Origin of the sequence: Bordetella sp. FB-8, from assembly GCF_000382185.1 — a bacterium.
Taxonomy (GTDB): domain Bacteria; phylum Pseudomonadota; class Gammaproteobacteria; order Burkholderiales; family Burkholderiaceae_B; genus Bordetella.
Genome location: NZ_KB907784.1, coordinates 3,415,529 through 3,436,481, shown reverse-complemented (window position 1 = coordinate 3,436,481; position 20,953 = coordinate 3,415,529). Strand labels below are relative to the sequence as shown.

Annotated in this window: 20 protein-coding genes, 1 tRNA gene and 1 pseudogene; 12 read left to right on the top strand and 10 right to left on the bottom strand. The window is 62.4% G+C overall.

Going from position 1 to position 20,953, the window contains the following annotated elements:
- Positions 1-77 precede the first annotated feature (77 nt).
- Positions 78-1,331 carry a hydantoinase/carbamoylase family amidase gene (locus H143_RS0116405; protein ID WP_019939354.1) on the top strand — a complete coding sequence of 418 codons (1,254 nt, stop codon included), beginning with the start codon at positions 78-80 and terminating at the stop codon, positions 1,329-1,331.
- Positions 1,332-1,374: 43 nt separating this feature from the next.
- Here the strand turns inward: H143_RS0116405 and H143_RS0116400 are convergent, their stop codons facing one another.
- Complete coding sequence (locus H143_RS0116400) at positions 1,375-2,640, bottom strand: M20/M25/M40 family metallo-hydrolase (RefSeq protein ID WP_019939353.1); 1,266 nt, start codon at positions 2,638-2,640, stop codon at positions 1,375-1,377.
- 118 nt (positions 2,641-2,758) lie between these two features.
- Between H143_RS0116400 and H143_RS0116395 the strand changes: the two genes are divergently transcribed.
- Positions 2,759-3,454, top strand: a complete 696-nt coding sequence (locus H143_RS0116395) for a GntR family transcriptional regulator (protein WP_019939352.1) — start codon at positions 2,759-2,761, stop codon at positions 3,452-3,454.
- A gap of 11 nt (positions 3,455-3,465) precedes the next feature.
- On the opposite strand, the gene H143_RS0116390 is transcribed toward H143_RS0116395, so the two are convergent.
- The 6 genes and pseudogenes from H143_RS0116390 to H143_RS23020 all read right to left on the bottom strand — a co-directional run bounded on the left by H143_RS0116390 (position 3,466) and on the right by H143_RS23020 (position 7,524).
- A complete protein-coding gene (locus H143_RS0116390; protein WP_019939351.1) occupies positions 3,466-4,188 on the bottom strand; it encodes an amino acid ABC transporter ATP-binding protein in 723 nt (240 codons plus the stop codon).
- Positions 4,169-4,828: an amino acid ABC transporter permease gene (locus tag H143_RS0116385; RefSeq protein WP_019939350.1), complete on the bottom strand. Its 660-nt coding sequence runs from the start codon at positions 4,826-4,828 to the stop codon at positions 4,169-4,171. The genes H143_RS0116390 and H143_RS0116385 overlap by 20 nt, the downstream gene beginning before the upstream one ends.
- Positions 4,825-5,493 carry an amino acid ABC transporter permease gene (locus H143_RS0116380; RefSeq protein ID WP_026350161.1) on the bottom strand — a complete coding sequence of 223 codons (669 nt, stop codon included), beginning with the start codon at positions 5,491-5,493 and terminating at the stop codon, positions 4,825-4,827. The genes H143_RS0116385 and H143_RS0116380 overlap by 4 nt, the downstream gene beginning before the upstream one ends.
- A gap of 26 nt (positions 5,494-5,519) precedes the next feature.
- On the bottom strand, positions 5,520-6,302 hold the full coding sequence (locus H143_RS0116375) for a transporter substrate-binding domain-containing protein (protein WP_019939348.1): 783 nt from the start codon (positions 6,300-6,302) through the stop codon (positions 5,520-5,522).
- A 202-nt stretch (positions 6,303-6,504) separates the two neighbouring features.
- Positions 6,505-7,158, bottom strand: a pseudogene (locus H143_RS23025) (M20/M25/M40 family metallo-hydrolase); the annotation flags it as partial.
- A 63-nt stretch (positions 7,159-7,221) separates the two neighbouring features.
- Positions 7,222-7,524, bottom strand: coding sequence for a hypothetical protein (locus tag H143_RS23020; protein WP_231378515.1), 303 nt, complete (start codon positions 7,522-7,524; stop codon positions 7,222-7,224).
- A gap of 270 nt (positions 7,525-7,794) precedes the next feature.
- On the opposite strand from H143_RS23020, the gene H143_RS23195 reads away from it, so the two are divergent.
- Positions 7,795-9,354 (top strand): methyl-accepting chemotaxis protein, encoded by a 1,560-nt coding sequence (locus H143_RS23195; RefSeq protein WP_019939345.1) that lies wholly within the window; start codon positions 7,795-7,797, stop codon positions 9,352-9,354.
- Positions 9,355-9,480: 126 nt separating this feature from the next.
- Here H143_RS23195 and H143_RS0116360 read toward each other — a convergent pair whose 3' ends face one another.
- Together H143_RS0116360 and H143_RS0116355 are read right to left on the bottom strand one after the other, a co-directional pair.
- Positions 9,481-11,028 carry a methyl-accepting chemotaxis protein gene (locus H143_RS0116360; RefSeq protein WP_369751153.1) on the bottom strand — a complete coding sequence of 516 codons (1,548 nt, stop codon included), beginning with the start codon at positions 11,026-11,028 and terminating at the stop codon, positions 9,481-9,483.
- A 328-nt stretch (positions 11,029-11,356) separates the two neighbouring features.
- Positions 11,357-11,441, bottom strand: a tRNA-Leu gene (locus H143_RS0116355).
- 258 nt (positions 11,442-11,699) lie between these two features.
- Here H143_RS0116355 and H143_RS0116350 point away from each other — a divergent pair.
- Both H143_RS0116350 and H143_RS0116345 read left to right on the top strand, forming a co-directional pair.
- Entirely contained in the window at positions 11,700-13,094 is a 1,395-nt protein-coding gene (locus tag H143_RS0116350) for an OFA family MFS transporter (protein WP_019939343.1), read from the top strand.
- 14 nt (positions 13,095-13,108) lie between these two features.
- On the top strand, positions 13,109-13,240 hold the full coding sequence (locus H143_RS0116345; protein WP_019939342.1) for a hypothetical protein: 132 nt from the start codon (positions 13,109-13,111) through the stop codon (positions 13,238-13,240).
- Positions 13,241-13,426: 186 nt separating this feature from the next.
- Here H143_RS0116345 and H143_RS0116340 read toward each other — a convergent pair whose 3' ends face one another.
- The gene (locus H143_RS0116340) at positions 13,427-14,068 is read right to left on the bottom strand and encodes a response regulator transcription factor (protein ID WP_255345330.1); all 642 of its coding nucleotides are present in this window, start codon (positions 14,066-14,068) and stop codon (positions 13,427-13,429) included.
- Between the two features lie 361 nt (positions 14,069-14,429).
- Here H143_RS0116340 and thrS point away from each other — a divergent pair, with 361 nt between their 5' ends.
- The 7 genes from thrS (at position 14,430) to H143_RS0116305 (ending at position 20,873) form a co-directional block, all read left to right on the top strand.
- The gene (thrS, locus tag H143_RS0116335; RefSeq protein WP_019939340.1) at positions 14,430-16,382 is read left to right on the top strand and encodes a threonine--tRNA ligase; all 1,953 of its coding nucleotides are present in this window, start codon (positions 14,430-14,432) and stop codon (positions 16,380-16,382) included.
- Positions 16,383-16,424: 42 nt separating this feature from the next.
- Positions 16,425-16,970 (top strand): translation initiation factor IF-3, encoded by a 546-nt coding sequence (gene infC, locus H143_RS0116330; RefSeq protein ID WP_081627078.1) that lies wholly within the window; start codon positions 16,425-16,427, stop codon positions 16,968-16,970.
- A 146-nt stretch (positions 16,971-17,116) separates the two neighbouring features.
- Entirely contained in the window at positions 17,117-18,073 is a 957-nt protein-coding gene (gene gshB / locus H143_RS0116325; RefSeq protein ID WP_019939338.1) for a glutathione synthase, read from the top strand.
- 16 nt (positions 18,074-18,089) lie between these two features.
- Positions 18,090-18,491, top strand: a complete 402-nt coding sequence (locus H143_RS0116320; protein ID WP_019939337.1) for a PTS sugar transporter subunit IIA — start codon at positions 18,090-18,092, stop codon at positions 18,489-18,491.
- Positions 18,492-18,528: 37 nt separating this feature from the next.
- Positions 18,529-18,798: an HPr family phosphocarrier protein gene (locus H143_RS0116315; RefSeq protein ID WP_019939336.1), complete on the top strand. Its 270-nt coding sequence runs from the start codon at positions 18,529-18,531 to the stop codon at positions 18,796-18,798.
- Positions 18,799-18,850: 52 nt separating this feature from the next.
- Positions 18,851-20,566: a phosphoenolpyruvate--protein phosphotransferase gene (ptsP, locus tag H143_RS0116310; protein ID WP_033366789.1), complete on the top strand. Its 1,716-nt coding sequence runs from the start codon at positions 18,851-18,853 to the stop codon at positions 20,564-20,566.
- Between the two features lie 112 nt (positions 20,567-20,678).
- The gene (locus H143_RS0116305; RefSeq protein ID WP_019939334.1) at positions 20,679-20,873 is read left to right on the top strand and encodes a hypothetical protein; all 195 of its coding nucleotides are present in this window, start codon (positions 20,679-20,681) and stop codon (positions 20,871-20,873) included.
- The last annotated feature ends 80 nt before the right edge of the window (positions 20,874-20,953 follow it).

Here is a 20,953-nt window from a genome sequence, read left to right as displayed (position 1 = left end):
ATTGTGGGATTTTTGTATACAAAAATTGTTAGAATTATCCGTAGCGCGCTAGCCCGGCGCGGTTGCGGAGTCCCGCCATGCCCGACCCTACCGTCCTTAGCGCAACCGCGCTGGGCCCTGTAATCCTCGCCCAGGCCCACGAGCTTGCCAAGCATTCGGACGACTCCGATGGCCTGACGTGCGCCTACATGACCGCGGCGCACCGCAAGGTCGCGGCCCAATTGGCCCTGTGGATGCGCCAAGCCGGGTTCGATGCCGTGCGGGTGGATGAGGCTGGCAATGTCGTCGGACGCTATCGGGCCTGTCCCCGGGTCCAGGCGCCGCCTCTGGTGGCCGCCGGCAGCCACTACGACACCGTGCGCAACGGCGGCCTGTACGACGGTCGCCTGGGCATCTTGCTGCCGATGGCGCTGGTGGCCCAGTGGCATGCGCGACATTGGCGTCCGGATTTCGATTTCGAAGTCGTAGGCTTTGCCGAAGAAGAAGGCGTGCGCTTTGGCAGCACTTTTTTGGGTTCGTCCGCCTACATCGGCCGGTTCGACGCCGCCATGCTGGCGGCGCACGATGGGCTGGGCATATCCATGGCGCAGGCGTTGAACGACGCGGGCCACGATCCGCGGGCGCTTGCCGCGGCGGGCGCAGGCGCGCGCCCGGACCATTACTTCGAGGTTCATATCGAACAGGGGCCTGTGTTACTGGCGCGCGGACTGGCCGTGGGAGTGGTCAGCGCTATCGCCGGCGCCACGCGCAGGCGCTTCACGCTGCAGGGCCGGGCCGGACACGCGGGTACCACGCCTATGGACATGCGCCGCGACGCGGCCTGCGCCGCAGCAGAGATCGTGCTGGCGATCGAAGCGCGTTGCCGCGCCCATCCGGAGCTGGTCGGCACCGTCGGCAAGATTGAAGTGCCTGGCGGCTCCATCAATGTGGTGCCGGGTCGATGCGCCTTCACGCTGGACCTGCGCGCACCCGTGGACGCGCTGCGCGACGCTGCGCTGGCCGATATTTTGTCGGCGGCCGGAGAAATCTGCGCGCGGCGCGGCATCGAGCTGGAATCCGAAACCCTTATGGGCGTGCCTGCCACGCCCTGCGACCAGCACGCCCGCGCGCTTTGGCGCGAGGCAATCGCCGCCCAAGGGCTGGAAGTCTGCGAACTGCCATCGGGGGCGGGGCACGACGCGATCAAGATGGCCGAGGTTGCGCCGGTGAGCATGCTGTTCGTGCGTTGCGGCAACGGCGGCATCAGCCATCATCCGGACGAAACCGTCAGCGCTGCCGACATCGACACCGCTGCGGTCGTCACCCAGGCGTTCCTGTCGCGGCTGGCATGAGCCGACGGGCCGCGCCCGGGCGGCCCGTGTCCGCGCGCAGGCCTCAGTCGGCGCGCAGAATGTCGGCCAGAGTATGCGCCACCACCCGGGTCGCGCCGTAGAGATCGTTCAGGCGCAGGTTTTCGTCGGTGTTGTGGCCGCGCGCCTCCATCAGTGTGCGCGGGCCCGCGCCATACAGCACGGTGGGGATGCCGCGCTGGGTATAGTGGCGCGCATCGGTGTAGAGCGGTACCCCTTGGACGGGCACATCGACGCCGAAGACCGCCTCTGCATGCCGGCGCAGCGGTTCGATGAGCGCCGCGGCGCCCGGCAGCTCCACCAGCGGTTCGGTCAGCAGAAGGCGCCGCGTTCGGACCTCGATGCCTTGCGCGCAGGCGCGGGCTGCCTCGGCGATGACCGCACACAGTTCGGCTTCTGCCTGCGGGCCGGACTCTTCGGGAATCAGGCGCCGATCGAGGCGGAAAGTCACCAAGTCGGGCACGACATTGGTATTGATTCCGCCTCGTATCAAGCCGATGGTCATGTTCGGCGAGCCGATGCCAGGCACTGCCGATGCGGCCTCGCCCAGGCCGCGCCGATAGACATACAGCGCCTGCATGATGGCATTGGCCGCCTGCAGGGCATCCACGCCGGTATGCGGCATGGCCGCGTGAGCCTGACGGCCGTGCACGCTGACTTCCAGATGCAGGCAGCCGTTGTGCGCAGTGGTGACGTGATAGGCAAACCCGGCGGAAATCGCCAGGTCGGGACGGCTGGCACCGCTATCGAGCAGAAAGGCCGGGCCGTTGAGGCCGCCGGCCTCCTCGTCGTAGGTCAGGTGCAGCTCGATGGCGCCGCGCAGGCGTGCGCCTGCGCGCTGCGCCTCTCTGAGCGCGAGCAGCGCCCAGGTGTATGTGGCGAAGTCGGACTTGGACACCGCGACACCGCGCCCATACATGACCGCCCCGTGCCGCGGGTCCTGCTCGATCTGCGCACCATAGGGTTCGCGCGTCCAGCCCTGGCCGGGCGGCACCACGTCGCCGTGGGCATTGAGCGCGACGACCGGACCGTCTTCGGAAAAAGCGTGGCGCACGATCAGGTTGATAATCGAGGCCATGCCTTGCTCGCGTACGCGTTCGATGTCCGGGGTATAGCGCTCCACCGGCAGCGCCAATCCGGCCAGCAGGCGCTCGGCCAGCTCTGCATGGGGCGCGCAATCGCCGGGAGGGTTGTCCGAGGGTTGGCGCACGAGCTCGGCCAGGAATCGGGTCTGGGCCGGCTGCTGAGCCAGGAGGAATGCGTCGATGGAGTCGAAGATCTGCGTGGACATGGGAAGAACCGAAGCAAGAGGAAAACGGCGCGTGGGCGGCGCCGCAAGAGGCCGATTTATTGAATGCAAAAATTGTATTCAATAAGTGTAGTTAAATTTTAGATAGACTATCGCTGCCATGAAGCCGACCTCCACCGCCAAGCCCCCCGATTTGAGCGCCGAACAAATCGCGCGCAGCATTTCCGATGCCATCGTCGCACGCCAACTGCCCCCGGGCACGCGTTTGCGCGAAGAAGCGCTGGCGCGGGCCTACGGGGTCAGCCGCACCAAAATCCGCGCCGCGCTGTTGATGCTGTCCAAGGACAAGCTCATCCGCACCATGCCGGAGAAGGGGGCGTTCGTCAGCAAGCCCAGCGCCGCCGAGGCCCGCGAGATCTACGCAGTGCGCCGCATCCTGGAAAGCGCGCTGGCGCGCGAGTTTGTTTTGTGCGCCAAACCCGTCGACTACAAGCGCATCGACCTGCACCTCAAGAACGAACGCCAGGCCATCGCCGGGCCGGACGTGCATCTGCGCAATCAATTGCTGGGCAGGTTTCACATCCTGCTGGCCGAAGTGGTCGGCAACACGGTGCTGACCGAGATGCTCCAGGAACTGTCGGCGCGCAGCGCCATCATTACCGTGTTCTACCAATCGACCATCGATGCCGGCTGTTCGCACGACGAGCACGTTGCGTTCATCAAGGCTGCCAAGACGGGCGACGCAGCGCGGGCTTGCGAGCTGATGGTGCGGCATATCGAGCACGTCGAACAAAGCCTGAAATTCACCGGCGAACACGACGGCGGCGTGGACCTGGTTTCCGCGTTGCTGGCCTGAGCGGGCCGCAGTCACAGGCCCAGGAATTGCCGCAGCTCGGCTGTTTGCGGCGCGTTGAACAGTTCCTGAGGCGCACCGGACTCGTGGATGCGGCCCTGGTGCATGAATACGACGCGGTCGCAGACTTCGCGCGCAAAGCGCATCTCGTGCGTCACCATGAGCAGCGTCATGCCGTCGGCCGCCAGCTCGCGCACCACGGCCAGCACCTCGGCCACCAGTTCCGGGTCCAGGGCAGAGGTAATTTCATCGCACAGCAAGGCCATCGGCTCCATGGCCAGGGCGCGCGCGATGGCCACGCGCTGCTGCTGGCCGCCGGAGAGCTGGTCGGGCCAAGCGTCGAATCTGTGCAGCAGGCCGACGCGATCGAGCATGCGCCGCGCCGTGGCCTCGGCTTGATCGCGCGGCACCTTCCGGGTCACCATGGGCGAGAGCATGACGTTGCGCCCGACGGTCAAGTGAGCAAAGAGATTGAACTGCTGGAAGATCATGCCCACCTTGAGCCTGAGGGCGCGCAGGCGCAGCTCGTCGGCGGCGACCTGCGCGTCGGCGACCATGATGGCCCCGCTGTCCGGCGTTTCCAGACCATTGATACACCGCAGCATCGTGCTTTTGCCCGAACCGCTCTTGCCGATGATGGCCACGACCTCGCCTGCGTCCACGCGCAATGTCACGCCCTTGAGTACTTCGTTCTCGCCAAAGCGTTTGTGCACATCTTCAAGCGCGATCAGCGGCATGTTGCAATCTCCTTTCCAGACTATGACTCAAATAGGACATGGGCCAGCACAATGCGAAATAGATCAACGCCGCATAGCCATAGACCGTGAACGGCTCGAACGTCGCATTGGTGATGATGGTTCCGGCCTTGGACAGTTCGGTGAAACCGATAATGGAGGTGAGCGCCGTGCTCTTGACGATCTGCACGGAAAAACCCACGGTCGGCGCAATCGCCAGCCTGAGCGCCTGGGGCAGGATGACATGGCGCATCTGCTGGAAATAGCCCATGGCCAGGCTGGCTGAGGCTTCCCACTGGCCGCGCGGCACTGACTCGACGCAGCCGCGCCAGATCTCAGCGAGAAACGCCGAGGCCCACAGGATGAGCGCCATGCCGGCCGCAAGCCACGAAGGCACGTCCAGTCCGAATAGCGACAGACCAAAAAAAGCCAGGAACAACTGCATCAGCAGCGGCGTGCCCTGGAATAGTTCGATGTACAGGCGCGCAGCTGCGCGCAGCCCGTTATGGCGCGAGGTACGGGCCAGCAGCAGCACCATGCCCAGTATTGCCGCGCCGGCAAAAGTCACCAGCGAAAGCACCGCGGTCCAGCGCGCGCCCAGCAGCAAGCCGCGCAATATGTCCCATTGCGTGAATGCCGTCATGCGGATCTCCTGCCGAAATACCAATGTCCGAGCAGCAGCAGGATCTGCCGGGTCAGCAACGACAGCGCCAAGTACAGGCCCGTGGCCACCAGGTACGACTCGAACGCGCGAAAGTTGCGCGACTGGATGAAATTGGCCGCGTAGGAAAGGTCGGGCGCGGCAATCTGCGAGCAGACGGCCGAACCCAGCATCACGATGACAATCTGCGACACCAGCGCCGGCCACACGCGGCGCAGCGCCGGCTTGATCACTATGTGCATGAATGTCTGGACGCGCGACATGGCCAGGGAGGCGGCGGCCTCGAACTGCCCGCGCGGTGTGGCCGCGATGCCCGCGCGGATGATCTCGGTGCAGTAAGCCCCGAGATTCAAGGCCATGGCCAGGCAGGCGGCGTTCATCTCTCCCATGTGGATGCCCAGCGACGGCAGGCCGAAGAAGATGAAGAACAACTGGATCAGGAAGGGGGTATTGCGCACCAGTTCGACATAGGCGGTGACGGGCCTGCCCACGAGGGCCGGGCCGTGCGTGCGCGCCCAGGCGCCGGCCACACCCATGAGCAGGCCGAAGACCGCGCCGAAGACGGTCAGCTCGACCGTCACGGCCACTCCCTTGATCAGCACGGGCGTATAGGCCAGCACCGCGCCGAAATCAAACTGATAAGCCATCGTGACCCCTTGATCCGCCGGTTCGTTCACAGATCCTTGGGCAGCGGCAGGCCGAGCCAGTGTTCAGAAATCTTGTTCAGCGCGCCGTCCTTCCTGGACTTGGCGATGATGGTGTTGACCTCCTTCATCAGCGCCGGCTCGTCTTTGTTCATGCCGACATAGCAGGGCGAATTGCTGATCAGGAATTTGGGCTGAGGTTCCTTGGCCGGATGACGCGCGACGATGGCCGCCGCCACGACATTGCCCGTGGCGATCAACTTCACCTGCCCTGACAGGAAGGCGGTGATGGTGGCGTTGTTGTCTTCATAGCGTTTGATGTCGGCCGTGGGCGGAGCAATCTTGGACAGCGCCAGGTCTTCGATGGCACCGCGCGTCACTCCGATCGTCTTGCCCGCCAGATCGGCGGCGTCCTTGACCTTCACGTTGGCCGGGCCGAAGACGCCGTTGTAGAAGGGGGCATAGGCGTCGGAGAAATCGAGGACTTTGGCGCGCTCGGCATTCTTGCCTAGGCTGGAGATCACCAGGTTGACTTTGTGCGTCTGCAGGAAGGGGATGCGATTCTCGCTGGTGACCGGGACCAGATCGATCTTGACGTGCATCTGCTTGGCGATCAGGCGCGCCATGTCGATGTCATAGCCCTGCGGCTGCATATCGGTGCCCACCGAACCGAAGGGTGGGAAGTCCTGCGGCACGGCAACCTTCAGGACGCCGGCGTGGCGGATGTCAGCCAGCTCATCCGCATGGGAAACAGCAGACGTCAGCATCGTCGCCGCGGCACAAAAAGAGAGAAACAGCTTTCTGCGGTTCATCGTCGTATCTCCAGGGTGGTAAGTAAGTTTGGAAAAATGCACACCATATCGGTATACAAAAACCAAAGCAAAGACTGTGCCAACTTGGCGGCGAAGGCGTCCGGCACGGCACTTCGGAAGTGTCGTGCCTCGTGCTGTGCGGGGATGAACCGCAATGGCGCATAGTTGCACCATTATGGCGCGCCCGGCGCTGCGGCCGGCGTCAGCCCAGCTTGCGCAGAAAGGCGATTACAGCGCGTCCCGCCCGCTCGGTGTCTTCGGTGGCGATGCTTTCTTGCGGGCTGTGGCTGATGCCGCCATTGCCGCAGCGGGTGAACAGCATGCTCACCGGTGCGACGTCTTCGAGGATCTTGGCGTCGTGGCCCGCACCCGACGGCAGTTCGAATGCAGGCTGGCCCAATTCGGCCAGCACGGCTCGCCACATCGCGCGATGCTCGGTCGAGCAAGGCGCGGCGGCCACGGTCCAGGGTGCCTGGGTGTCCTCGATGCTGACATTGCGGCGGGCGCATATCTCCTGGATCTTGCGCTCGATGTCGGCCGCCGCCGCGTCGCGCGTGGCGTCGTCCGCGGCACGGATATCCAGACTCATCCGACAGGCGCCCGGGATCACGTTGACCGACCCGGCGGGTACTTCCAGCATACCCACGGTGCCCACCAGCGTCTCGGTCTGGCTGCAGCGCTCTTTCACATAGAGCCTAATTTCTGCGGCGGCGCAGGCGGCGTCGCGGCGCATGCGCATGGGCGTAGTGCCGGCGTGTCCGGCCCGGCCCTTTAGCCGCAGCCTGCGGCGCATGCTGCCCGCGATCGAGGTAACCACACCCAGCGCCAGGCCGGCATCGAGCAGCACGGGGCCTGCTCGATGTGCACTTAGAAATAATGCTTGATGCGCGTTGTGTCGACAGCGGCCTGGGCGACGTCGTCAGGGTCCAGGCCGGCATCGGCCATGCTCTGGCGCACAGTCGCCCTGGGCGTCGGCCAAGTCCAGCCAGGCGGGGTCGTAGCAGCCGATTACATTGCCCACCGCATCGGGCCTTACTGTATCGAAACCGGCCTCCCGCATCCACTGGCCTATCTGCCTGGCCGTGGCGCGCCTGGCCGTGGCGCGGTGCGCGCCAGTCAGGTAAGTGCAGGTCAGATTGCCTTGCTGGTCGGACCAGGCCGCCAGCGTGTCGGCCCAGGACATGACGAGGGGGCCATATTTCAGTGTGTCTTGGGGTTGCATCGTGTCGGGATAATCCGGAGTCAGCCAAGCCACTATTTAAGCGCAACCTCCGGCCATGCGGGTATCGTTGCGGTTCGTGTGCGTGCATCCGTCGGTGCCGCGATTTTTTTGAGTTCCGGGACTACTGTCAAGAACCGCAAATTGGCATCGGTCGTCAGTTTGGCGCTGACCTGGCTAGGTTTACGATCAGGCCAAATGGACCGGACCGGTGCTGTGCTTGCCGGGGACCGAAGTCCGGTGCACAACCCCTTGCCAGGTGGTGGAGACAAAGTGATCCGATTCCGTTCGCTCCAAGCGCAGGTCGATGCGCTGTCCAAGAAGCTTCTGGCCCAGTACTCCGAGGCATTCAGGCTGGATCCTTCCCATCCGGTGGAAATCAAGGGCCGCCAGACGCCCTTGATGCTCAACGGCGACCGACCGGTCAGCCTGCAGTGCGACGTGCTGGATCGCTTCGAGCAGCAGACGGGCAGCGTCGCATCCATCCTGGCGCGAACGGGCGACGATTTCATCCGCGTGGCGACCAGCGTGAAAGATTCCCAGGGCAACCGGGCGCTGGGTGTCGTGCTGGATCGCTCGCATCCTGCCTATGCGCTCAACCAGGCGGGTAAATCCTATTTCGGCAATACCACGTTGGCCGGACGCAAATTCGTCTTCGACTACCGCCCCATCTACGATGATCAAGGGCGCATCATCGGCATCTTCGCGGTCGGCCTGGACATCAGCAGATTCCGCATCCTGTCACTGGCCGAATCGTTGGGCCTGTCGGCCTTCGCAATGGCGCTAGTGCTGCAGGCCGGGCTGGATTTCCTGACCGCGGCATTCAAGAGTCGGTCGGGCAGTCTGAATTGGATCAATGCATGGTCCAGCCTGGGGATGGCCTGCCTTTTCGGCCTGGGGGTCTATGCCGTCATCCAGCGCAAGGTAGGACGGCAACTGCAGGTGGCGCAAGCCGCAGCCCGGCTGTTGGCCAGTGGCGACCTGTCGAGACAGATCGCGGTCAAGCGCGGCGACGAAATCGGTTTGCTCTTTGACGCGCTGAACGGCATCAATACTGGCCTGGCCAACCTGGTCAGCAATGTGCGCACATCTACCGACACCCTGGCCGTGGCGTCGCGCCAGATCGCGGCGGGCAATGCCGAGCTGTCCTCGCGCACCGAGACGCAGGCCAGCTCTCTGGAGCAGACCGCCGCGGCCATGGACCAGCTTACCTCTACCGTGCACAGCAACGCCGAGAATGCGGAGCAGGCCAACCGCCACGTGGGTTCGACGTTCGAGCTGGCCAGCCAAGGATCTTCCCTGATGGGGCAGGCGGTGGCCACAATGCACGGCATCCGTTCGTCCTCGGGCAAGGTGGCCGAGATCGTCGGTACCATCGAAGGCATCGCCTTCCAGACCAATATCCTCGCCCTGAACGCCGCGGTCGAGGCCGCGCGCGCTGGCGAACAGGGCAAAGGCTTCGCGGTGGTCGCGGGCGAGGTTCGCACGCTTGCCCAGCGCAGCGCCGAAGCGGCCAGGCAGATCAAGAGCTTGATCACGGACTCGGTGGGCAAAGTCAACGAAGGCAGCCAGTTGATCGACCAGGCCGGTCAGACCATGACGCAGATCGTGGCCTCGGTGCAGGAAGTGACTCAACTGATGTCGGACATTCACCGCGCCGGCGCCGAGCAGAGCACTGGCATCGAAGAGGTCAACCGCGCCGTCTCGCACATGGACGAGATGACCCAGCAGAATGCGGCGCTGGTCGAAGAGGCCGCCGCGGCGGCGGCCAGCATGCAGGAGCAGGCCGGTTCGCTCGCGCGCTCGGTGGGCGTATTCAAGCTGGCCCTGTAACAGATTAGCTCTGCAGACGCTGGGGCTCGGGCAGGATCGGCGGGAAAAAGACTCCAGGAGCCGCTATGAGGCCTGGAGGTGGAACAAAAAATCACCTCGCCAGCTTTTCCCTGCTTGAATCCGGCGCTATCTCGCCAGCGTGAACTTCTCGACCAGGCTCGTGAGCGACTTGGCCTGATCGTCGAGCGACTGGGCCGCCGCCGCTGCTTGTTCGACGAGCGCCGCGTTCTGCTGGGTGCTCGAATCCATTTGGGAGATCGCGTCGTTGATTTCCTCAATGCCTGAACTCTGCTCGGAGGTGGCAGCCGAGATCTCGTTCATGATGTCCGTCACGCGCTTGACCGCTTGCACGACTTCATCCATCGTCCGGCCGGCTTCTTCTGCAAATTGCGAACCGTTGCCGACGCGCTCGACCGAGGTGGTGATCAATTCCTTGATTTCCTTGGCTGCCGATGCGCTGCGCTGGGCCAGGCCGCGCACTTCGCCGGCGACCACCGCGAAGCCTCGGCCGTTCTCGCCGGCGCGCGCAGCCTCGACCGCGGCGTTCAGGGCGAGGATGTTGGTCTGGAATGCAATACCTTCGATTACACCGATGATGTCGCCGATGCTTCTGGCGCTTTCATTGATGTCGGTCATGGTGGTCACCACGCGCCCGACCACCGCGCCGCCTTTCTCCGCGATCTCCGACGCATTGTTGGCCAGCGCGCTGGCCTGCTTGGCGTTCTCGGCGTTCTGGTGCACCGTTGAGGTCAACTGCTCCATGCTGGTGGCGGTTCGCTCCAGCGCTATCGACTGTTGCTCGGTGCGCTTGGAAAGGTCGAGGTTGCCCATCGAAATCTCGCCCGCGGCGAGCGATATGGTTTCGGCGCTTGTCGCGATCTCGCCGACGATGCCCGACAGGCTGCCTTGCATGTCGTGCAGCGCCGCCAACATGCTCGAGTTGTCGTCGCGCTTGAGTTTTATCTTGCCTGACAGGTCGCCCGCCGCGATATGGCTGGCGATGGCCTTGGCATAGGCGGGCTCGCCGCCGAGTTGCGTGGTCAGGCGCCGCACTACGACCTCGCTGATGACAAAAGCAAGCAAGATGAGCGCGATCGTTATCGCGGCAATCATGACGAACGACGAACGGTAGATGGAATCGGAGGCGTCGATGGTCGCCTTAGCGGCAAGGCCGCACTGCTGCACGAGATCGTCGATGGTCTTCTCGAGCTTGCCAGTCTCCACCAGTAGCGACACATCCTGCATGCCGACCTGCCAGTTCATCTGCGAAAGATCCAGCGACTGGGCTTGCACCAGTTTGACGAATTTGCTCAGATCTTGGGCCCAAGTCTTGCTGCCGGCGTCGAACTGTTTTGCCAGCCCGACCGCCTTGGCGTCCGACGGGTTCAGGTGTTGCGACAGCGTTTCCATCTGCGCCGTCAGCTTCAATACGTTTGTCTGGATGTCGTTGCCCAGATCCTGGCGTTCTTTCGTGGTGGTCGCGGTGAGCAGCATCTTTTGCGCCCGGCTCGCCCGCAGCATCGCTGCGCGCGCTTCCTCTGCCGCGAGGCTCACGACATAGCCTTGTTCGTAGATCGATTGGGTTGAATCGTGCAGGCGGCTGTTTTGCTTGAGAGAAAATGCGCCGATTGCAAATGTACCTATCAACAGCAGCGCGAAGGCGAGTCGGAGCATCGATTTGACCGCCATGCCTGCTCGGCGGGAGCGCGGTCTCCTTTTTGCCGTTGCCACGCTTTCCGGTTGCCGGCTGTTTGGCAGAAGCCTCGCATCGGGGTGTTTTCCGAATGCAATCGCGGGTACTTTCATATTGCCTCTCGCTCAGTGAGATTTAATGCTTACATGGCCATATGACATCCCATACTTTGACGGCCATGATTCGACCCGAATTTTATTAATAAAGGGCTGGAGTTTTAATAAGCAAAAACCCCGCAAATTCAACAATTTGCGGGGTTTTTTTCATGGCTTTTCAATGCATGACATTCCATGCATGAAACATATGCGGTGGTGCCCAGGAGAGGACTCGAACCTCCACACCTTGCGGCACATGGACCTGAACCATGCGCGTCTACCAATTCCGCCACCTGGGCACATCTTGCTTTGAGCAAGAATATTATTCTAGTTTTTATCCCGTCCCTGTGTCAAATCAGTCGGCGTGGTGATGTGCATATATGTAAAAAATATCACATTGCGAATGTGAGTTCTGTGATTTATGGTTGCTACACAAAATACAAAAAGTAGTGATGACGCGGTATTTCGACAGGTTTGTTGCAAATTCAATATGAATTTATTTGCATATTCCAAGGCAAGTGTCGGACTGCCGTGCAACCCTCATACGGAGACAATCAATGAACAGTGCCTATGACTCAACCGGCCATGCCGCGCCGTTCTTTTCGAAGGAAGCGACCATCGCCAAACCGGGATTTTCCCGCTGGATGGTGCCGCCCGCAGCGCTGGCGGTGCATCTTTGCATCGGGCAAGCCTACGCATTTTCGGTATTCAACGGCCCGCTGACCAAGGTGATCGGCATCGAAAAGTCGGCGCCGGGCGACTGGCCGCTGACCACGCTGGGTTGGATTTTCTCGCTCGCGATCTTTTGTCTCGGCCTGTCCGCTGCGTTCGGCGGTAAATGGCTCGAACGCGTCGGGCCGCGCCTGGCGATGTTCGTCGCCGCCTGCTGTTTCGGCGGCGGCTTCTTGATTTCGGCCCTTGGCGTCAGTCTGCACCAGATATGGCTGTTGTATCTGGGCTACGGTGTGATCGGGGGTATCGGATTGGGCATAGGTTATGTTTCGCCGGTGTCAACATTGATCCGCTGGTTCCCCGACCGCCGCGGCATGGCGACCGGCATGGCGATCATGGGTTTTGGAGGCGGCGCAATGATCGCCGCGCCCTTGTCGGTAGCGCTGATGAATCATTTCAAGAGCGCCACGAGTGTGGGCGTTGCTCAGGCCTTCGTTGTGATGGGTATCCTTTACTTCATTTCGATGGTGATCGGCTCGCTCGCGGTCCGCGTTCCACCAGCGGGCTGGAAGCCGGCAGGCTGGACGCCGCCTGAGACCACGCAGCACAAACTGATCACGGCCAATCACGTGCACATCGACCAGGCGCTCAAGACGCCCCAGTTCTATCTGATCTGGCTGGTGCTGTTCTTGAATGTGACGGCCGGCATCGGCATTCTGGGACAGGCGTCGGTCATGATCCAGGAGAGCTTCAAGGGCGTGGTAAGCGCAGCGGCGGCGGCCGGCTTCGTCGGGTTGCTGTCCCTGTTCAATATGGGAGGGCGTTTCGCATGGGCCTCGGCGTCGGACTGGGTCGGACGCAAGAACACCTATTACATTTTCTTTGTGCTCGGCGCGATCGCCTATATCAGCGTGTCAATGTTCGCGGGCGGCGGCAATGTGCCAATGTTCGTGCTGACCTACTGCATCATCATTTCGATGTACGGCGGCGGTTTCGCGACGGTGCCGGCCTATCTTGCCGACATTTTCGGCACGGCCTATGTCGGCGGCATCCACGGCCGGCTTTTGACTGCATGGGCTGCAGCGGGTATCGCCGGGCCAGTGCTTGTCAACTACATCCGCGCCTATCAGGTCGCGCATGGCGTCGTGAAGGCGGACGCCTACACCATGACTGTGCACATCATGGCGGGGCTGCTGGTCGTAGGCTTCATGTGCAACGTGCTGGTCAAGCGCGTCAATGAGCGCCATCACATGACCGACGCGCAGTTCGCAACAAACTGACAGGAGACGCGAAGATGAACGATGCAAGCAATCAGGTCCACCCGACCAACAAGCCCATGCTGGCCGTATTCTGGCTCTATGTGCTGATTCCCCTCGTATGGGGAGTCGTCAATACGCTCAACCAGGCGCTCAAGCTGTTTAGCTGAGGCGCCGTTTCCCGGTGCCGAAAACAGGCATCGGGGTGCAGTCCGATTGCCATCCCTCCCGAAGGGTGCGCATCCCGGCGTGCGCGTGGGCACATTGCGAATATTCGCCCAGGTCGCTCTGGGCTTCGTGACCCTGCCAGGCGCGTGCCGGCATACCCATGCGCGGCATCCCTGTGGTGTCGCCCCCTAGCCTGGCAACCACGATTCGAATCTTTTCTTTAGGTACAGTCCCAGGGCTAGGTCGTCGGCCAGGCCGAGTTTGCGCATGGCCCGGCGTTTGTGGCTGCTGATGGTCTTCTTGCTGCGCGACAGACGCCGGGCCGCCTGAGTAACGGACAAGCCCTGAGAAATATGGCGCAGTACCTCGGTTTCTGTCGCGCTCAATTGCGCAGCGACGTCGTCCGGCCTGCCCGGACGGATGCGCCCGCCGATACTCAGATGGAATTGACGCGGTTGTTGCGCGGCGGCATGGACCATGTCCCGGATCAGTGGTTCCGGATCGGCCTTGGATAGATAGCCGCAAGCGCCTGCGCGAAAAGCCGGGTAGGCCGTGCTTCGGGCCGGATCGGCTGAAAGCGCGACCACGGCCATCTTGCTGGCGCGGCGCCTGATGCGACGGATCAGGCTCATGCCGTCGCAGGCGGCGTCGGGCAAGTTGTAGTCGACGATGGCGACATCGCAGCGCAGCTGGGCCAGGCTTTCAAGAAAGCGGTCAGCCGAGGTTTCGGTCAGCACGACCTCGATTCGCGCATCCTGGCTCAGGCAGGTAGCCAATCCAATGACTGTCACGGGGTGGTCATCGAGGATTGCGACGCGAAGGCAGCGCATGGCAGCGGGCCGCCCGTCTGCGGCCATTTGGGAAGCGGGCAGGGAAGCCGGACCTGAAGGTTTGCGCATGGAGAAGGGTGGCATAGGCAGGCCTGAGTCTTTTCTTAATAAATGCTGAATTCATTGGGATTGCTGATGTTACATGGACCTTTCATTTTTCTGTCTTATGGGATTGTATTTCGGACTGAGTTCCATTCTCGATCATGCTTTTCGGAAAGAATCGATCTGAGTCGGACTTGTCCACGCGCGCTGCGTTATCGGGCCATCTCCTCGCATAAAGCGCTACAATCGATCAGTACGGCATGGCAATCAAAACGAACGCGGCGACCGGCCGCGTTCGTCGTTTCTGGAAATTACTTCGATGCTACAAATCACGCTGCCCGATGGTTCTGAGCGCCAGTTTCCTGGCCCCGTCACAGTTGCGCAGGTTGCGCAGTCCATCGGTACCGGGCTGGCCAAGGCAGCGCTGGGCGGCCGCGTCACGGTCACGGGCGGCAATCCCAGTCTGGTCGATACCAGTCATCGTATCGAGCAAGACGCTGCCCTTGCCATCATCACCGCCAAAGACGCCGACGGTCTTGACTTGATCCGCCATTCCTCGGCGCACCTGCTGGCCTATGCCGTCAAGGTGCTGTTTCCCGAAGCCCAGGTCACCATTGGTCCGGTGATCGAGAACGGCTTCTATTACGACTTCTCGTACAAACGGCCCTTTACGCCCGAAGACCTGCAGGCCATCGAAAAGAAGATGACCGAACTTGCCAGGAAGGACGAAGTCGTCACGCGCGAAGAATGGAAGCGCGACGATGCCGTGGCCTATTTCAAGGGTATCGGCGAGGCCTACAAGGCCGAGATCATTGCCGCGATTCCAAGCGATCAGACCATCAGTCTGTATCGCGAAGGTCAGTTCGTTGACCTGTGCCGCGGCCCGCACGTTCCGTCCACCGGCAAGCTCAAGGTGTTCAAGCTGATGAAGGTGGCCGGCGCCTACTGGCGCGGCGACAGCAACAACGAGATGCTGCAGCGCATCTACGGCACCGCCTGGGCGACCAAGGAAGAGCAGGACGCCTATCTGCACATGCTGGAGGAGGCCGAACGCCGCGACCACCGCAAGATCGGCCGCGAACTGGACCTGTTCCACATGCAGGAAGAAGGCCCGGGGCTGATCTTCTGGCATCCCAAGGGCTGGGCCTTGTGGCAGCAGGTCGAGCAGTACATGCGCCGCGTCTATCAGGATAACGGCTACCAGGAAGTGAAGGCGCCGCAGATCCTCGACCTGTCGCTGTGGAAGAAGACGGGCCACTGGGACAACTATCGTGAAAACATGTTCACGACCGAGTCCGAGAACCGCATGTATGGCCTCAAGCCTATGAACTGCCCGGGCCATATCCAGATTTTCAACGCCGGGCTGCATTCGTACCGCGAACTGCCGCTGCGCTACGGCGAATTCGGCCAATGTCATCGCAACGAGCCGTCGGGCTCGCTGCACGGCATGATGCGCGTGCGGGGCTTCACGCAGGACGACGGCCACATCTTCTGCACCGAGGACCAGTTGCAGCAAGAGTGTGCGCACTACACGACGCTGCTGCAGCAGGTCTACAAGGACTTCGGTTTTACCGAAGTCCTCTACAAGGTGGCTACGCGCCCGGAGAAGCGCATCGGCGACGACGCCACCTGGGACAAGGCCGAGCATGCGCTCATGGAAAGCCTGCGCGCGACCGGCTGCGACTTCGTCGTGGCCCCTGGCGATGGCGCTTTCTACGGCCCCAAGATCGAATACACGCTCAAGGACGCCATCGGCCGCCAATGGCAGTGCGGCACCATGCAGGTGGACTTCTCCATGCCCGTGCGCCTGGGGGCCGAATACGTCGACCAGAACGACCAGCGCCGTGCGCCGGTGATGCTGCACCGGGCCATTCTAGGGTCGCTGGAGCGGTTCATCGGCATGCTGCTCGAAAACTACGCCGGCGCGATGCCGCCCTGGCTGGCTCCGGTGCAGGCCGTGGTCTGCTGCATTTCCGAACCATCGGCCGATTATGCGGCGCAAATTACGCAAACCCTGAAAAAACAAGGCTTTAGGGTTGAGCCAGATTTGCGTGGTGAAAAAATCACCCGTAAAATCAGGGAGCACAGCCTGCAAAAGGTTCCGTATATCCTCGTCGTGGGCGACAAGGAAAAGCAAAACGGCACGGTTGCCGTGCGTGGTCTGGGTGGTCTGGACTTGGGCGTCATGGCGCTCGCGGACTTCACCAGCCGCTTGTCCGAAGATGTCGCCACGCGCCGCAGTCTGCCGCAAGCCGCAGCCGATCAGGCATGACGCCACGGCCGCATATTTGATTAACTACTAGGAGTTTTCAACATCGCAACTGAAAAGAGCGTACGCATCAACGGTGAAATCCGCGTCCCCGAGGTGCGTCTGATAGGTCTGGAGGGAGAACAGCTCGGCATCGTCAAGATCGCCGATGCGTTCCGGCTTTCCGAACAGAGCGACGTGGATCTGGTGGAAATCGCGCCCAACGCCGAGCCCCCAGTCTGCCGTCTGATGGACTACGGCAAGTTCAAGTACCAGGAACAGAAGCGCCAGGCCGAGGCGCGCTCCAAGCAGAAGGTCATCCAGGTCAAGGAAGTGAAATTCCGTCCTGCAACTGACGAAGGCGATTATCAGGTCAAGCTGCGCAATCTGCGGCGCTTCCTGGAAGAGGGCGACAAGGCCAAGGTCACGCTGCGCTTTCGCGGCCGCGAAATGGCCCACCAGGAACTAGGTATGCGTGTTCTCGAGCGCGTGCGAGACGACCTGACCGAACTGGCGCAGGTCGAGGCCATGCCCAAGCTTGAGGGCCGCCAGATGGTCATGGTGCTGGCGCCCAAGAAAAAGGCCAGCGGCAAGGTCGAAGTGTCGGTCTGATCCTGCGCTGACAGGTTTTTGCAGCAAACCCACGGCCCGGCCGTCCGCAATGGATGGCCGGGTCGTCGTGCTTGTAGGGGTATGCCTTTGCCCGCAGCTAAATTCAGTTACCATGAATCGGGTATGAATCTCGGGTAGAAAACCCCATGCATGTCTTGTTCATTATCGATCCTTTGCCGCTTCTGAAGGCGTACAAAGACAGCTCTGTCGCCATGATGCGGGCCCTGGTCGCGCGCGGGCATACGCTCAGCGTGGCGCTGCAGGGTGAACTCTATATCGAGGCCGGCATTGTGCGCGTGCGCGCCACGCCCATTAGCCTGGTGTCGGGCGCTGACCCGCACGGGCATGCCTGGTGGAGCGAGTCCGGTCCGGCCGTCGAGGCGTCTTTGAAGGACTTCGGCGCTGTCCTGATGCGCAAGGATCCTCCCTTCGACATGGAGTATGTCTACTCCACGCACCTTTTGGGCTATGCGCAGGATCAGGGCGCGCGCGTATTCAACAGCGGTGCGGCTATTCGCAACCATCCCGAGAAGCTGGCCATTACCGAGTTTCCCGAACTGGTTTCGCCCACGTTGGTCACGCGCGATATGGACCGCATCCGTGCTTTCCATGCGCAGCACGGCGACGTTATCGTCAAGCCGCTGGACGGGATGGGCGGCACGGGCATATTCCGTCTGCGCGCCGAAGAACCCAACCGCAACGCCATCCTGGAAACGCTGACTGGCAACGGCACGCAGACCATCATGGCACAGCGCTACATTCCCGAGATCGTCAAGGGCGACAAGCGCGTGCTGCTGATCGGCGGCGAACCCGTGCCTTACTGCCTGGCGCGCATTCCGCTGGCCGGCGAGACGCGCGGCAACTTGGCCGCCGGCGGGCGCGGCGTGGCCCAGCCGCTTTCCGATAGCGATCGCCGTATCGCTGAGACGGTAGCCAGGCGCATTGCCGGACGGGGCCTGCTGCTGGTGGGCCTGGACGTCATCGGCGATTGTCTGACCGAAGTCAACGTCACCAGTCCGACCTGCTTTGTCGAGATTACCGAACAGACGGGCTTCGACGTTGCCGACTTCTTCGCTCAGGCGCTCGAACGCGCCGTAGCGTGAGGGAAAGGGGGCTGAAATGACGGGCATCGTCATCGTCGTGCACGCTCCGTTGGGCGAGGCTATGTCCGAAATGGCCCGCCATGTCCTGGGCGACAGCGTTGCCGATTCGCTGGCCGTGCACGATATCCTGCCCGACGATCAACCCGAGGATCGGGTGCCCCAGGTCCTGGCTGATATCCGGCGCCTGGCGCGCGAGAACGGCGCGCTGGTGTTGACCGATCTGGTGGGCGCCACGCCGGCCAATATCGCCAAGCGCGCGATAGTCCAGGCCCAAACCGAGGGGTTTACTTGCTGCCTGCTGGCGGGCTTGAACACGCCCATGCTGCTTCGGGCATTGACCTATCGCAGTTTGTCACTAGCCGAAACGCGTGAAAAAGCCTTGGCAGGGGGCGTACAAGGCTGTCTACAGGTAGACTAGTTGCCAATTCAAAAAAACGTATTGATATGGGCTTCTTATGGCTACTTCAGACATCGTCATCAGCAACAAGCTTGGTCTGCATGCTCGGGCCGCGGCCAAACTTACCCAGCTAGCCAGTCGATTCAGCAGTGAAATCTTCATTTCGCGCGGTGCGCAGCGCGTCAATGCCAAAAGCATCATGGGCGTGATGATGCTCGCCGCGGGCCTGGGTACCACGGTGCGGCTGGAAGCCACGGGCGGCGATGCCGATCAGGCCTTGTCGGATATTCAGACTTTGTTCGATGAAAAGTTTGGTGAGCACGAGTAACGCAATCTTCGACGGTCCGGTGTTGGCCGATCCTCCCGGCGCGGTGGTGGCCTTGCGCGGCAAGGGTGTGGCACGGGGCTATGCCATAGGCCGTGCGGTCGTCATGGGCGCCGCCGCCCTCGAAGTCGCCCACTACCGCATTGCGCCCGATGACGTCGAAAGCGAGTGCCGCAGGCTGCGGGATGCGCTGACGCGTGCCCAGGCCGACCTGCATCATCTGGCCAACAACCTGCCCGAGGACGCCCCGCGCGAGCTGGGCGCCATGCTCAACGTTCACCGCCTGCTCCTGGGCGATCCGCTCCTGGCTGACGAGGCCCAGGCGCTGATCCGCGACCGTCACTACAACGCCGAGTGGGCGCTCACGGCCCAGGGCCAGTTGCTGGGTGAGCAGTTCGACGCCATGGAAGACGAGTACTTGCGCGAACGCGGCGGCGATGTGCGCCAGGTGATCGAGCGGGCGCTGCACGTGCTGTCGGGCACTCCGGCGCTGCTGCCCGAAGAGACGGTCTGCAGCGGTGGCGGCGGCGAGCCGCTGGTGGTGATCGCGCACGATATTTCTCCGGCAGACATGCTGCGCCTGCGCGGTGCGCGCTTCTCGGCGTTTGCCACCGATCTGGGCGGGCCTACCTCGCATACGGCTATCGTGGCGCGCAGCATGGGGGTGCCGGCCGTGGTGGCCATGGGCAACGTGCGCGACATCGTGCGCGATGGCGACATGATCATTGTCGACGGTGCCTCGGGCACCGTGCTGATCAACCCATCAGAAACCATGCTGGCGCAATACCGCGGGCTGCAGCGCGTCTACGCCGACGAGCGCGCCGAACTGGAGCTTCTGCGCGACGAGCCTTCGATCACGCTGGACGGCATCAGCGTGAAGCTGGAAGCCAATATCGAGCTGCCCGAAGAGGCTCCCGCTGCGCTGGCCGCGGGAGCGCAGGCCATCGGCCTGTTCCGCAGTGAGTTTCTTTTCATGGGGCGTGCCGAACTTCCGGGTGAGGAAGAACAGTATCAGGCCTACGCGTCGGTGGTGAGAGTCATGGCCGGCAGGCCGGTCACGATCCGAACCCTGGATATCGGCGCCGACAAGACGCTGGACGACGAAGTCACGGTGGCCACTAATCCGGCGCTGGGTCAGCGCGCGATCCGCTACTGCCTGGCCCGCCCCGAGATGTTCGCCACCCAGCTGCGCGCCATTCTGCGTGCCTCCGCGCACGGGCCGGTGCGCCTGCTTATTCCCATGATCGCGCATATGCACGAGGTGGAGGCAACCTTCGCTGCCGTCGCGTCGGCGCGGCGCGAACTCGATGCGCGCGGGCAGGCATATGCGCTCCATATTCCCGTGGGCGCCATGGTCGAGATCCCGGCCATGGCTATTGCCATCGAGCCTTTCGTGCAGGTGCTGGACTTTCTGTCTATCGGTACCAACGACCTGATCCAGTACGTGCTGGCCATTGATCGGGGCGATCATGACGTCGCCAGCCTGTACGATCCGTTGCATCCGGCGGTGCTGCGCCTTCTGGCCCATACCATCAATGCCGGCGAGCGCGCCGGCAAGCCGGTGGCGGTGTGTGGCGAGATGGCGGGCGATCCGCGCTACACGCGCCTGCTGCTTGGCCTGGGCCTGTCGGAGTTCTCTATGCATTCGCAGCAGTTGCTGGATGTCAAACGCGAAGTGCGCCGGGCGCATTCCAACGCGCTGCGTGCGAAAGTGGCCAATGTACTTAACCGCGCCTTGCCGGTGGACTTGGCAAGGCTGGAGCAGGCCTGAACTGGCCCGGCCAATTTTTTATTGAGATTTGGACCACCTTGCGGGCATGCTCTGTTGCGGCGCGAATTCTATAGGACTAAGATCAAGCGGAGTGTTTCATAAGGAGAACACCATGCGAAGCGTCATCTCCAGTTGTGCCAAGCGTTTGAAAGCCTTGCCAAAGACGCTGCGCGTCTATCGGCGAAACATCGAGGAAATGGCGAACATCGCAGCGTGCATGTTGGTTCAGAGCATGTCGCATAAAGCCTCGCGGCGCATGAGACCCGTTCCGATCCGCATCGACGAGTATCGCGACAGGCGCCGCTGAGCGCAAACCATTTTCTTCGCCCCGAGCGGCCAGGTATTTGAGCTTGGTCGCTTTTTTGTCGCCAGACACCAATCGGCGAC